Genomic DNA, 12,541 nt, shown 5'->3' on the forward strand with positions numbered 1-12,541 from the left:
CGACTCCGCTCCCGGTCAGGTTTCGCGGGCGATCGAGAAGCCGGCCTTGGCGAGCGTTGATCTGAGGACCCTGGGCTCGACCGGTTCGTCGGCGGTGACGCGGGCGCTCGAGATTGCTCCCGGGTTCAGATCGACCTCGACGCCGTGAACGCCGTCCAGGTTTCCGAGAGCGTTCGTCACGCTCTCGACACAGCGGTTGCAGGTCATTCCATCGATGCGCACTTCGAACTGAACCGACATCAGGCTGCCCTTCAGTAGGACTTCGCTGGCCGCTCGAAAATATCACCGAACAGATCGCCTTGGGGGTGGTTTGGTCCGTGCCCGGCCCGATGGAGGGCAACGCCCGCGTCGACCGCCGGAGACGGCTGTCAGCCGACGATCTGTACGAGTCCGCGGCCGACGAACAGCAGTCCGAAGACGAGAAGCACCCCGACTCCGATGGCGCGGTTGTGGCCGAGGAGCCACCGGGTCGCCGACCGTAGCCATCGGCGGCCGGGCTCACCGGCCAGGACGAACACGAGCGTGGGGACGACGAAGTCGACCAGGCTCGCCGCCAGCAGCAGCACGACACCGCCTGCTTGCACCCCGAGCGTCGCGTCGGCGGTGACCACGATGCCCAGTCCCGAGGCCAGGATGGCCACGTTCGGGTTCACGACCGCCAGGACGACCCCGGCGCCGAGAACCAGACGAAGCGACGGGTCGCGCAGCCGCGAGACCCAGCCGGGCTCCGCGACGGCGTCGGGCGTGGCGCCTGCCGTGGAAGAGTGCGCGCCCCGAGGACGCGGCGGCCGCAGCCACGACCACAGGCCCACGGCCAGGAAGACGAGGCCGACCACCAGGCTCAGCCATCCCCGCCTCGTCGACGGGTCGTCGCCGCCGAGGTCGGCGGTCTGCCCCACCGCGAGCGCGGCGACCGAGATCGCCCCGTAGATCACCAGGAACGGTGCCGCCAGCATGGCGACGTTCCGGAACGGGCGAGAGGACCCGAGGAGGAGCAGGCAGGCCACGATCGCGGCGGGCGTGACCATCAGCCCGACCGTCTCCGGCAGCAGCTGCCCGGTGAGTTCCCACATTCTCCGAATCTCGCCGCTCGCTCAGGCCGCCGTCATCACCCCTTCCGGGGGAGCTCCGGCCGTACGCTCAGACGACCAGCGCAGCGAGATGCCCCGCGACGGTCTCGGGATCCAGCTCGAGCGCGCCCTGGCCGACCGTCACCTCGGTCGCCACGCGGCCCGGCTCCTCGCTCGCCGTCCAGGGTCGACTGAACCCGAGCGAGTGCTCCTCCAGGGCGGCGAGGAGACGGGTGTTGATGTCGTCGGGGTCGCCCGCTGCGTACAGGAGGAAGGTGTTGGTGTGGGGCACCGCCGGCTGGACGGTGATGGACGCCGGGAGCGCGGCGGCCAGGGCCCTCGCCCAGGTCACGCACTCGCTGATGTGCGGGAGCCGGTCCCGGAGCCCGACCAGTGCGGCGACGGCCTCGGCGGTGGAGCGGTAGAGGGTGCCGCCCATCCGGTGCCGCCACAGCCGAGCCTGCGCGACGAAGTCGTCATCGCCCAGCAGCGCCGCCCCGGCGAGCCCGCCGAGGCCCTTGTAGAAGCTGGTGTAGACGGTGTCCGCAAGTCCCGCGATCTCGCCCAGCGGCTTCCCGAACCACTCCTGCGACTCCCAGATCCGGGCACCGTCGATGTGGAACGCGATCCCACGTTCACGGCACGCCTGCGCCAGCTCGGCGAGCTCGTCGAAGGTCGGCAGGACGCAGCCGGCATCGCGCAGCGGCAGCTCGACCAGGCAGGCGGTGAGCGGTCCCGGGATCGCGTCGAGGTGCGCCCTCGTCGGCGTCTCGCGGCCCGTGGTGAGGTGTTCGATCCGCAGGTCCTGAAGGATCCTCGGGCCGTCGTCCTCGTGGACGAGCAGGTGGGAGAGGTCGGGCATCGCGACCCGCCGGTTGCCGGCGTTGTCGGCGTGGATCCGCAGCGCCACCTGCTGCGCCATCACCCCCGAGGGGAAGTACGCAGCAGGCTTGCCGAGCAGCTCGGAGACCTCCGCCTCCAGGCGCGCCACCGGTCCCCTCTCGGCGTAGACGTCCCACTCCTCGATCCCGAGCTCTCGGCACGCCTCCGCCAGCCCGTCGAACACCTCAGCCGGACTCGGGTACGCCGGGAACACGCTCTGCCGGCACGCGATCATCGCCGCCCGGAGTCGCTCGTGCAGCGACTTCTCCTCCTCGTTCACGCGGCTCACCCTAGTGAGCGCGGCCGATCCTGAGCATCGGATTTCTGCGGCTCTAGTCTGTCCCCATGAACCTGCCTGCGATCCTCAGACGACCTGACTCGAGGTTCCAGAACCTGCTGTCGCTCCGCGCTGCGACGTACGCCGGAGTGGGTGGCGCCCTGGTCACTGTCGTCGTCGCCGGCTGGCCGCAGGTCGGCCTCGTCCTCGGCTGCTTGTCGGTGGTCGTTCTCTACAGCGTCTACCCGACGCTCTCGCTCGTTTGGGGCACCCGTGCCGAGCGACTGACGGAGTGGGCCTTCCTCGCTGCCGCCGTCATCAGCATCGCGCTCGCGGTCACTGTCTCCGGCCGCTGGCTCGCCCTCGGCTGGGCACTGCACGGCGTCTGGGACCTGCTGCACCACCACGACCGCCACGTCCTCGGGCTCCGCGGCATCCCGCCGTGGTACGTCCACATGTGCTGGATCTGGGACCTGCTGGCGGCGCTCGGCCTCCTGCTCGTGCTCTGACGGCGCGCTCGATCGGCCGACGCTCAGTCGCCGTCGCCACCACCGTCGACGGCGTCCCCACCACCTTCGGGACCGCGCGGGATCTCCGTCTCGAGCTGGTAGGCGAGGGTGTCCTCCAGCGGCACCGAGGGCGGGAGCTTGCTGAAGTCCTCCGGGGGCTGCTTCGCCATGTGTCGAGTATCGCCCCCGCTCGGCTGGCATGGCGATGGGTAATTCGACCCATCGCCACGTGCAACCCGAATGCGCCGCACGACCGACGCGGACCTGTGTGGCGCGGACCTAGCGTCACGAGCATGGACACCACACACATCGAGACGATCATCATCGGCGCCGGCCAGGCCGGCCTGGCGACCGGCTACCACCTGCGACGCCGCGGCCGCCCGTTCCTCATCCTCGACGCCAACGCGCGGATCGGCGACAACTGGCGACGCCAGTGGGACACGCTGCGGCTCTACTCACCGGCCAAGTACGACGGCCTCCCGGGGCTGGCGTTCCCGGCGAAGAGATGGTCCTTCCCCGGCAAGGACGACGTCGGCGACTACCTCGAGACGTACGCCCGCACCTTCGAGCTGCCCGTGCAACTCGAGACCCGAGTCACCGGGCTGGAGACGGACGGCAACGGGTTCCGGGTGACGACGGACCGCGGCACCTGGACCTGCGACAACGTCGTGGTGGCGACCGGCACCTTCGGGCGTACGCCCAACGTCCCCGCCATCTCGGCGCAGCTCGACCCGTCGATCCTGCAGCTCCACTCGAGCGAGTACCGCCGCCCCGGGCAGCTGCGCGAGGGCCCGGTTCTCGTCGTCGGCGCCAGCCACTCCGGCTGCGACATCGCCTTCGAGGTCGCCGAGTCGCGGCCGACGATCCTGGCCGGCCGCGACTGCGGCCAGATCCCGCCGCGCCTGGACTCGCCGGTGATGCACGTGCTCTTCCCGGTGCTGCTCTTCATGTGGCGCCACGTCATCACGCGGCGTACGCCGATGGGACGCAAGGAGATGCCTGAGATCCGGCGCCATGGCGGCCCGATGCTGCGCGTGAAGCGCTCGGACCTGGCCGACCGTGGCGTCGAGCGGGTGACCTCCAGGGTCGAGGAGGTCCACGACGGCCTGCCGGTCGTCGACGGCGAGCCGCGGGAGGTCGCCAACGTCGTGTGGGCCACCGGCTTCCGGCAGGCCTTCGACTGGATCCACCTGCCGGTGCTGGACGAGGACGGCTGGCCGCGGGAGATGCGTGGCGTGGTGCCGGAGGCCGATGGGCTGTTCTTCTGTGGCCTCAGCTTCCAGTACGCGTTCAGCTCGATGCTGCTGGCGGGTGCCGGCCGCGACGCGGCGCTGGTCGCCGACCGGATCGCGTCGCGGATGCGGCAGTCGGCACGGATCTCCGTCGGCGCCTGATCCGAGTACGCTCTCCAGAGGAGGTGCCTGCCGTGGCCGACGTCCAGCTGGAGAGCGCCCGCGTCGACTACGACCGCGGCGACTGGGGCGCGGCGTACGCAGCCTGGTATGCCTCCGACCCGGACCTGCTCTCGGCCGAGGAGCTCGAGGACTTCGCCGTCGCCGCGGAGCTGACCGGACACCACGACGAGACCATCGCCGCTCTTCAGCGTGCCTTCCGCAGGAGTCAGGAGGCCGCCGACCTCGGTCGCTCGGTCCGTTGCGCCTTCCGGATCACGATGACCGCCTACGTCCACGGCGAGGGCGCCCTCGCTCGTGGCTGGACGTCGCGAGCGGAGGGCCTGGTCACCGAGGCCGGCGAGGACACCGCAGGTGCCGCGGTCGGATGGGTGGACTTCCTGCGGTTGTTCCGCGCGCTGGACACCGGTGACTACGCCACGGCCGGGAGCTACGCCGACCACGTGGCCGAACTCGGCCGACGCCATGCCGAGCCCGACCTCACCGCCCTGGGGCTCTGCGCGCAGGGCCGGATGGCGATCTACGCAGGGCGGGTGGCCGAAGGTCTGGCCCGGCTCGACGAGGCGATGGTCCGGGTGATCGCGGGCGAGGCCTCCTCCGTCGTGGCGGGACACGTCTACTGCACCGCGATCGAGGGCTGCCAGGAGATCAGCGACTTCGGCCGGGTCGCGGAGTGGACAACCGCACTCGAGCGCTGGTGCGCCGCCCAGCCCGGACTGCTGGCGTTCACCGGCCAGTGCGCCGTCCACCGCGGCCAGCTGCTGCGGCTGCACGGCGAGTGGCAGCGGGCTCTGGAGGAGTTCGACGACGCCACCCGCCGCTACCGGGAGGTGAACGCGCCGGACGCGGTCGGGCTGGCGGCGTACGAGGCCGGCGAGGTGCTCCGGCTGCGCGGCGAGTACGCCGAGGCCGATGCCGCCTACGAGCGCGCTGCCGACAGCGGCTTCGACCCGCAGCCCGGCCTCGCCCTGCTCTGGTCGGCCCGCGGCGAGGGCCCCGCGGCGCTGGCCGCGATCGACCGGCTGCTCGCCGAGACGGGCGGTGACGTGCAGCGATGCCGCCTCCTGCCGGCCGCGGTCGACGTGCTCATCGAAGCCGGTGAGGGCGACCGGGCCCGCGACGCCGCGGCCGAGCTGGACGCGCTGGCCGGACGCTTCGGCTGCGTCTGGCTGGAGGCGGCCGCCGCGCACGCACACGGTGCCGTCGAGCTGGCCGCGGGCGACGCCGCAGGCGCCCTGCCCTACCTGCGCAAGGCCCAGCAGCTGTGGGCCCGGGCCGACGCCACCTATGAGCGAGGCCGCGCCCGGCTGCTGACCGGGCGAGCACTGGCCGAGGCCGGCGACACCGAATCGTCCCGCCGCGAGCTCGAGGCGGCACGTACGGTCTTCCGGCAGATCGGCGCCCGCCCTGCCGCCGACGAGGCCGAAGCTCTCCTCGCCCCCGCCTCCCTGCCCGCCGGCCTCACCGCCCGCGAGGCCGAGGTCCTGCGTCTGGTCGCCTCCGGCCGCAGCAACGCTCAGATCGCCACCGACCTGGTCCTCAGCGAGAAGACCGTCGCCCGCCATCTCTCGAACATCTTCACCAAGCTCGACGTCCGCTCCCGCACCGCCGCCACCGCCTTCGCCTACGAGCACGGCGTGGTCTGAGATCTGAGGGCAGGGCCGATGCTCAGCCGTGTGCCTGGTCCCGCTCTTCGGCCAGGCCGGCATCGACCATCACGGAAGCGAGCGCGGTGCGCTGGTAGAGCACCCGCCGGCCGCTGCGCCAGCAGGTGACCAGTCCGGTGCGCCGTAGCACCGACAGATGGGAGCTCACGGTCGCGGCTGCGAGTCCGATCTCCCGGGCCAGATCGGTCGTCGATCGTGGGACCTGCAGGCTCATCAGGATCTCGCTCCGACTGCGGCCGAGCAGCTCGCCCAGCGCGTCCTCCCGGTCCACCGGCATGGGCCGGTCCGCCCACAGGGTGCCGATGCCGCGCGCGCCGTACGTCAGGCTCGGCTCGCCGAGCAGCCCGAGCTCGACCCACATCCGCGGCCAGACGAAGACGCTCGGGACCAAGGTGAGGCCGCCGCCGTCGATGTCGCCGTCGGTGGCGCTGGTGATGCGGATCGCCTGATCCGTGAACTGCAGGGACGGGTGCAGGTCCGAGAGGAGGGAGGCGATGCCACCGCGGGCCAGCCGGTCCAGGCGGTAGGCGACGTCGGCGTCGAGCACTCCGCGCAGCCTGGGCCAGTGGGGCTCGAGCACCTGGTGCCAATAACGCTCGAGCTCCACGGCGACCCGTCGAGGAGCGTCGGAGTCCTCGAGAACCCGGCGTACTGCCGGTGTCACCCCGACCCCGTGCCAGGCCCGCTGCAGCTCCAGCAGAAGGTGCTCGTGCGGCCAGCCCGCGATCAGCTGGAGCTGCTCCTCGATCGTGGTCTCGGTGCTGGTGGCGCCGACGAAGAGGAACTCGGCGACGTGTCCGCCAGGCGGCACGATCCCCCTGAGCAGCTCGTTGTCGGCCCGCCGCAGGTCGGCACGCACCCGGTCGTACCAGCCGCGGTGCAGCGGATGGATCGCGCCGGAATGGACCACGTACAAGCTCTTCACGGCCTCGGCCAACGGCGAGAACGCGAAGCGTGTCCGGGAGAGCACGGCGGAACTGAGCCGCAGCTGGATCATCAGTCGAGAGTCTGGCACATGTTCTCGACGGTGCCGTCGATCTCCGCGAACTCTCGCTGCCCGTCGGCATGCCGGACGTAGTCGACATCCCCGGAGACGACGTAGACGCCCGGCGGGGTGAGGGCGTTGGGCATCCGGATCACCGCCAGTCCGTTGCCGTGGAACCGGAAGTGGACGCCGCCGTCCTGGCCGATCGTCGCGCGGAGGGTGCCGGAGGTGTCACGACGGATCGACTCACCGCTGTCGACGTTGGTGAAGCGGAACCCGAGCGACCCCTGGGTGTCGACCACCCGCGGCGAGCCGTCGGGGAACGTCTCCACCACCCGAGTGATCTCGTGGTCGTACAGGACGTCTGCCTGCAGCTCGAACGCGCAGCTCTCCCCCGCCGCGAGGTGGAACGGTGGCGTGAAGGTCTGCTCCCACCCGGAGCCGCCTCCCTGGTCCGCGAACGCCGCCGGGACGATGGCGTTCACCGCCGCGATCGCCGCGCCGATTGGTACAAGCCTTCGCACGGTCTTACCCATGGTTGCTCCTGTGATGCTGAGGGAATCGGACGCGTCCCATCGTGGAGAGCGACCTCGGTCACGGCGACGATTAGATCCAGACCGAAAGGTCGGCCGTCGGTGAGAGGCCATGGATCCGGGAAAAGATCAACGTTGTCTTTACCAAGGCCGCCGCTCATAGTTGACGTCCTCCAACGGAAGGCGGGTACGTGGGCGAGCAGGTCGACGGGGTCGGTCAGGTCGGCGAGGAGCAGCGGTCGGTAGACGCGATGCATGCGCTCCTCGAGGCCGAGGCGAGCGCGAGACGCGCGGCCCAGGAGCGGGCGATCGCGGCGCCCGTCGACGGGCCCGGTGAGCGTCATGCCAGGGACATGGAGGTCGCGCAGCTGACAGAGCGCGTCCGACAGCTGCGGGCGGCCGAACACGCGCTGTGTTTCGGGCGGATCGATCGCGCCGAGGACGGCGAGTCCCTGCACATCGGCCGGATCGGACTGCGCTCCGAGGCCGGAGAGCCGCTGCTCATCGACTGGCGGGCCGAGGCGGCGCGACCGTTCTATGCGGCGACGATGGCCTCACCGATGGGCCTGCGCCGGCGCCGCCACCTGCGCCTCGACGGGCGCCGGGTCGTCGACGTCAACGATGAGATCCTCGACGGTACGTCGCCGACGGCTGCCGACCTCGTGGGCGACAGCCCGCTCGTCGCAGCACTGAGCACGGCCCGGACCGGGCGGATGCACGAGGCCGCGGCGACCCTTCAGGCCGAGCAGGACGAGATCGTCCGCTCTCCCCATCGCGGGGTGATGGTCGTCGACGGCGGCCCAGGGACGGGCAAGACCATCGTCGCGCTGCACCGCGCGGCGTACGTGCTGTACGCGTTCCCCGCCATCGCCGACCGAGGTGTCCTCGTCTTCGGGCCGAACCAGCGCTTCCTCACCTACATCTCCGAGGTGCTGCCCTCGCTCGGCGAGAACGACGTGAAGCTGGCGACGATGCCTGACCTGGTAGGCATCGAGGCGACACGCGCCGACCCGGATCACATCGCGCGGATCAAAGGACGCTCCGCGCTCGCCGACGGCCTCGCGCGCGTGGTGCGGCGCCATCAGCCTCACGGCGTACCGCTGGAGCTGAAGACCACCCACGACACAGTGACGCTCGACCCGGCGGTCGTCGATGCCGCTCGCCGCCAGGCCCTGCAGGGCGACGTCGGGCACAATCGGGCGTGCGCTCTCTTCACCGAGTACGTCGTCGATGATCTCGTGGCCGAGCTGGAACGGCGCACCACGACGGAGATCTCCGACTTCGAAGAAGAGCTGGAGGCGCTGCTGGGCATCGATCTCGACCGGTTCGCAGGTGTCGAGGGCACAGCCTCCGAAGACGGTCTGGACATCGACTGGGACAGCATCCGCGAAGATCTCCTCGGGGACCCGGCCATCGATCGCGCGATCGCCCGGGTCTGGCCCCGGCTCTCCGCCGAGGACCTCGTCCGCGAGCTCCTGAGCAGCCGCGACGTACTCGCTGCCGTTCTTCCCGATGTCGCGGCGGAAGACCTCGTGCTGCTCGGTGCTCGCGACGGGTGGGGCAGCCCGGACCTGGCCCTCCTGGACGAGGCGCGCACCCTGGTCGACGGTGCGCCCGAGGCGAGCTACGGACACATCGTCGTGGACGAGGCCCAGCAGCTCTCCGAGATGGAGTGGCGGGCGTTGATGCGCCGCTGCCCGGGCCGGTCGATGACCATCGTCGGAGACCTCGCCCAGGCAGGCCCCGCGACCACCCTCCGCTCGTGGGACGACGCGCTGAGACAGTACGTCGAGGAGCGATTCGCTCACCACCGGCTGTCGGTCAACTACCGCACCACGACCGAGATCCTGCTCGCCACCGAGCCGCTGCTGGCCGAGATCGCTCCCGATCAGCAGCTCTCCAGATCGATCCGGCACGGAGACCATCCACGCGTCCTCGGCGTGACCGTCGATGCCCTCCGGTCGACGCTGAACGACCTGATCAGCCAGGTGGCTCAGGAGCACCCCGATGAGCTGATCGGCGTCATCGCCACCACCGACCGGTCGCACGCTCTGGAGGCTGACGTCGAAACCGCCGGTGCGACCATCGTCGCCGCACCCGACGCCCGCGGCCTGGAGTTCGACACCGTCATCATCGTCGACCCCGCAGGCATCCGAGCCGCCGGGGACTCCGGCCCGCGCGACCTCTACGTCGCCCAGACCCGAGGGACGAAACGGCTCGTGAGCCTGCAGCTGCCCTGAAAACCAACGAAGTCCAGGTCAGATTCACCATCTGACCTGGACTTGTCCGTCGGGCTGACAGGATTTGAACCTGCGGCCCCTTGACCCCCAGTCAAGTGCGCTACCAAGCTGCGCCACAGCCCGAAACTGCGAGTGGATTTCTCCGCTCGAAGCGATCCGAACATTACCGCACCGCGACGCAAGGCCTCCAATCGGTACCCCTACGGCGGGTCGTCGGCGGCGGCGAGGGCTTCGGCGGCCTCGTCGATGATGGCGCGCATGGCCTCCTCGGCTCCGGCGGGGTCGCCGTTGCGGATCGAGATGGCCACCTTCTCGTGCAGCTCGATCGCGGTGGGATTCGGCGTGGCGGGCATCAGGTGGTGGTGCGTACGTCCGGCGAGAAGCTCAGCGACGAGGTCGCCGAACGCGGCGAGCATGTCGTTGCCGCAGGCGTTGAGGAGCACCCTGTGGAAGGCGGTGTCGGCCTCCAGGTAAGCCTCGAGGTCGCCCGATGCAGCGTGGACGACCATGTCGGCTACGGAGCGGGCGAGAGCGCCGTGATGCTCAGGCTGGGCTCGCTCGGCGGCGAGCCGGGCGGCGATCGGCTCGAACCCGCGGCGCAGCTCGGAGAGAGACAGCAGCTGCTCGCGCCGGCCCTCGCCGTCGAGGCGCCAGCGGATGACCAGCGGGTCGAAGACGTTCCACTCCTGACGCGGGAGAACGGTGATGCCGACGCGACGCCGGGTCGCGACCAGGCCCATCGCCTGCAGGACCCGGATGGACTCGCGGGCGACCGGGCGCGAGACGTCGTACGTCGCCTGGATCCCTTCCAACGTCAGGACCGCGCCGGTCGACAGCGAGCCGGAGACGATCTGGCGCCCGAGGGCGTCCCGGACGCTCTGGTGCAGTCGGTGCGCGGACTCACCGCTCGAAGTCATCACTGCGGCATCGTCGCACATCCTCGACTCCACGCAATCGGAATCCTTAACATCGCTCCGCCTTGCCAAACGGATGCCTTTTGATGCACGCTGTGACGCGTGACACAGAACCCCCCTTCGACAGGCTCAGGACACCGCCTCCTCGTCGTCATGGGAGTCTCCGGCTCCGGCAAGTCGACCGTCGGTGCGGCCATCGCCCAGCGCCTCCAGGTCCCCTTCGCCGACGCCGACGACTTCCACCCGCCGGAGAACATCGCGAAGATGGCCTCGGGCCGTCCGCTCGACGACCACGACCGGCAACCCTGGCTGGAGACGCTCGGCAGCTGGCTCGCCGAGCACGAGCAGACCGGCGCGGTGCTGAGCTGCTCGGCGCTCAAGCGCAGCTACCGCGACCTGCTCCACAGTCGCGCCCGCGGCCTCCGGCTCCTCCATCTCAGCGGCACCCCGGAGGTGGTCGAGGCACGCCTCGCCGCCCGCGCGGGGCACTTCATGCCGCCGTCGCTGCTGCGTTCGCAGTTCGCGACCCTCGAGCCCCTCGCTCCCGACGAGCAGGGCACGACCGTCGACATCGACCAGGACGTCGATGCGATCGTCGACCGCTACCTCTCCGCGGTGTCCCCCACCTCGAACCTGACCAAGGAGTCCGCATGAACATCCTTGCCGCCGCGACCGAGCCGGTCGCACCGGTCGCCTCCGGAGGCGTACTCCTCGCCGCCGCGCTCGCCGCGATCGCGCTGATCGTGGTCCTGATCACCTACGTGAAGCTGCATCCGTTCCTCGCCCTGCTCCTCGGCGGGGTCGCGGTCGGCGTGCTGTCGGGACGCAACGTGATGGACGTGATCACCTCGTTCGGCGAGGGATTCGGCGCGACCGCCACCAGCGTCGGCCTGCTGATCGCGCTCGGCGCGATGTTCGCCAAGCTCCTCTCCGACTCCGGCGGCGCAGACCAGATCGTCGACACGATCGTCGGCAGGTCATCGGTGCGTACGCTGCCCTGGGCGATGGCGCTCGTCGGCGCGATCATCGGCCTGCCGATGTTCTTCGAGATCGGCCTGGTCCTGCTGATGCCGGTCATCTACCTGGTCGCCCGCCGGGCGCAGGTCTCGCTCATCACGGTCGGCATCCCGACCCTCGCCGGTCTCTCGGCGATGCACGGCCTGGTGCCACCGCACCCTGGTCCGCTGGCCGCGATCGGCGCGCTCCAGGCCGACCTCGGCACGACGCTCGCGCTCGGCGTACTCGTCTCCATCCCGGTCATCATCGTCAGCGGTCCGCTGTTCGGCCGGCTCGCCGGCCGCTGGGTCGTGGTCGAGGCGCCCCACACCTTCGACGCCACTCCGGTGGGCGGCCCGGGAGCGGCCACCGCGACCGACATCCGCCGCCCGACCTTCGGCGTCACGCTGTTCAGCGTCCTGCTGCCGCTCGTCCTGATGCTCGCCAAGGCGATCGTCGATATCGTCATCAACGATCCGGGGAACCAGGTCCAGCAGGTCTTCGACGTGATCGGCTACCCGCTCGTCGCGCTGACCATCGCGGTCGTCGTCGCCATGTTCACCCTCGGCCGCGGCGCCGGGATGGACCGCCGTCAGATCGCCAGGACCGTCGAGCAGTCGCTCCCGCCGATCGCGGGGATCGTGCTCATCGTCGCCGCCGGCGGTGGCTTCAAGCAGTCGCTGATCGACACCGGCATCGGCACCCAGCTCGCCGAGTGGGCGCAGGGCTCGGGCGTCTCCGCCATCGTCCTCGCCTGGGTGCTCGCGGTCCTCATCCGCCTCGCCACCGGCTCCGCGACCGTGGCCACCATCACCGCGTCGTCGCTCGTCGTCGACCTGGTCGCCAACATGCCCGCAGCCGAGGTCTCCCTCGTCGTCCTGGCGGTCGGTGCCGGCTCGGTGTTCTTCTCGCACGTCAACGACGCCGGGTTCTGGCTGGTCAAGGAGTACTTCGGCCTCGACGTCGTGCAGACGATCAAGTCCTGGTCGCTGATGGAGACGGTGCTCTCCGTGTCCGGTCTGGTGTTCGTGCTGGCGCTGAGCCTGGTGATCTGAC

General features: G+C 70.5%; 13 protein-coding genes and 1 tRNA gene. 6 read left to right on the forward strand and 8 right to left on the reverse strand.

Features of this window, described 5'->3' with window-relative positions; translation table 11 throughout:
* Nucleotides 1–15: 15 nt before the first annotated feature.
* From OG984_RS06995 to OG984_RS07005, 3 genes are all read right to left on the reverse strand, one after another.
* Entirely contained in the window at nucleotides 16–240 is a 225-nt protein-coding gene (locus OG984_RS06995; protein ID WP_328530874.1) for a heavy-metal-associated domain-containing protein, read from the reverse strand.
* 128 nt (nucleotides 241–368) lie between these two features.
* The gene (locus OG984_RS07000) at nucleotides 369–1,073 is read right to left on the reverse strand and encodes a GAP family protein (protein ID WP_328530875.1); all 705 of its coding nucleotides are present in this window, start codon (nucleotides 1,071–1,073) and stop codon (nucleotides 369–371) included.
* A gap of 67 nt (nucleotides 1,074–1,140) precedes the next feature.
* Entirely contained in the window at nucleotides 1,141–2,232 is a 1,092-nt protein-coding gene (locus OG984_RS07005) for a threonine aldolase family protein (RefSeq protein ID WP_328530876.1), read from the reverse strand.
* 65 nt (nucleotides 2,233–2,297) lie between these two features.
* On the opposite strand from OG984_RS07005, the gene OG984_RS07010 reads away from it, so the two are divergent.
* Nucleotides 2,298–2,738: a hypothetical protein gene (locus tag OG984_RS07010; RefSeq protein ID WP_328530877.1), complete on the forward strand. Its 441-nt coding sequence runs from the start codon at nucleotides 2,298–2,300 to the stop codon at nucleotides 2,736–2,738.
* 23 nt (nucleotides 2,739–2,761) lie between these two features.
* On the opposite strand, the gene OG984_RS07015 is transcribed toward OG984_RS07010, so the two are convergent.
* Complete coding sequence (locus OG984_RS07015; RefSeq protein ID WP_328530878.1) at nucleotides 2,762–2,908, reverse strand: hypothetical protein; 147 nt, start codon at nucleotides 2,906–2,908, stop codon at nucleotides 2,762–2,764.
* 123 nt (nucleotides 2,909–3,031) lie between these two features.
* Between OG984_RS07015 and OG984_RS07020 the strand changes: the two genes are divergently transcribed.
* Together OG984_RS07020 and OG984_RS07025 are read left to right on the forward strand one after the other, a co-directional pair.
* The gene (locus OG984_RS07020; RefSeq protein ID WP_328530879.1) at nucleotides 3,032–4,132 is read left to right on the forward strand and encodes a flavin-containing monooxygenase; all 1,101 of its coding nucleotides are present in this window, start codon (nucleotides 3,032–3,034) and stop codon (nucleotides 4,130–4,132) included.
* Nucleotides 4,133–4,164: 32 nt separating this feature from the next.
* A complete protein-coding gene (locus OG984_RS07025; RefSeq protein ID WP_328530880.1) occupies nucleotides 4,165–5,796 on the forward strand; it encodes a response regulator transcription factor in 1,632 nt (543 codons plus the stop codon).
* A 22-nt stretch (nucleotides 5,797–5,818) separates the two neighbouring features.
* Here OG984_RS07025 and OG984_RS07030 read toward each other — a convergent pair whose 3' ends face one another.
* Both OG984_RS07030 and OG984_RS07035 read right to left on the reverse strand, forming a co-directional pair.
* Nucleotides 5,819–6,814: an ArsR/SmtB family transcription factor gene (locus OG984_RS07030; RefSeq protein ID WP_328530881.1), complete on the reverse strand. Its 996-nt coding sequence runs from the start codon at nucleotides 6,812–6,814 to the stop codon at nucleotides 5,819–5,821.
* Nucleotides 6,814–7,338: a hypothetical protein gene (locus OG984_RS07035; RefSeq protein WP_328530882.1), complete on the reverse strand. Its 525-nt coding sequence runs from the start codon at nucleotides 7,336–7,338 to the stop codon at nucleotides 6,814–6,816. Before OG984_RS07035 ends, OG984_RS07030 begins: the two co-directional genes overlap by 1 nt.
* Before the next feature lie 188 nt (nucleotides 7,339–7,526).
* Here OG984_RS07035 and OG984_RS07040 point away from each other — a divergent pair, with 188 nt between their 5' ends.
* Nucleotides 7,527–9,575: a HelD family protein gene (locus OG984_RS07040; protein WP_328530883.1), complete on the forward strand. Its 2,049-nt coding sequence runs from the start codon at nucleotides 7,527–7,529 to the stop codon at nucleotides 9,573–9,575.
* A 49-nt stretch (nucleotides 9,576–9,624) separates the two neighbouring features.
* Here the strand turns inward: OG984_RS07040 and OG984_RS07045 are convergent.
* Both OG984_RS07045 and OG984_RS07050 read right to left on the reverse strand, forming a co-directional pair.
* Nucleotides 9,625–9,698 (reverse strand) — tRNA-Pro (locus tag OG984_RS07045).
* A gap of 77 nt (nucleotides 9,699–9,775) precedes the next feature.
* Nucleotides 9,776–10,492: a FadR/GntR family transcriptional regulator gene (locus OG984_RS07050; protein WP_328530884.1), complete on the reverse strand. Its 717-nt coding sequence runs from the start codon at nucleotides 10,490–10,492 to the stop codon at nucleotides 9,776–9,778.
* A 150-nt stretch (nucleotides 10,493–10,642) separates the two neighbouring features.
* Here OG984_RS07050 and OG984_RS07055 point away from each other — a divergent pair, with 150 nt between their 5' ends.
* On the forward strand, nucleotides 10,643–11,143 hold the full coding sequence (locus OG984_RS07055) for a gluconokinase (RefSeq protein ID WP_328532331.1): 501 nt from the start codon (nucleotides 10,643–10,645) through the stop codon (nucleotides 11,141–11,143).
* Nucleotides 11,140–12,540, forward strand: a complete 1,401-nt coding sequence (locus OG984_RS07060; RefSeq protein WP_328530885.1) for a GntT/GntP/DsdX family permease — start codon at nucleotides 11,140–11,142, stop codon at nucleotides 12,538–12,540. Before OG984_RS07055 ends, OG984_RS07060 begins: the two co-directional genes overlap by 4 nt.
* The last annotated feature ends 1 nt before the right edge of the window (nucleotide 12,541 follow it).

The organism is Nocardioides sp. NBC_00368, assembly GCF_036090055.1.
Taxonomy (GTDB): Bacteria; Actinomycetota; Actinomycetes; order Propionibacteriales; family Nocardioidaceae; genus Nocardioides.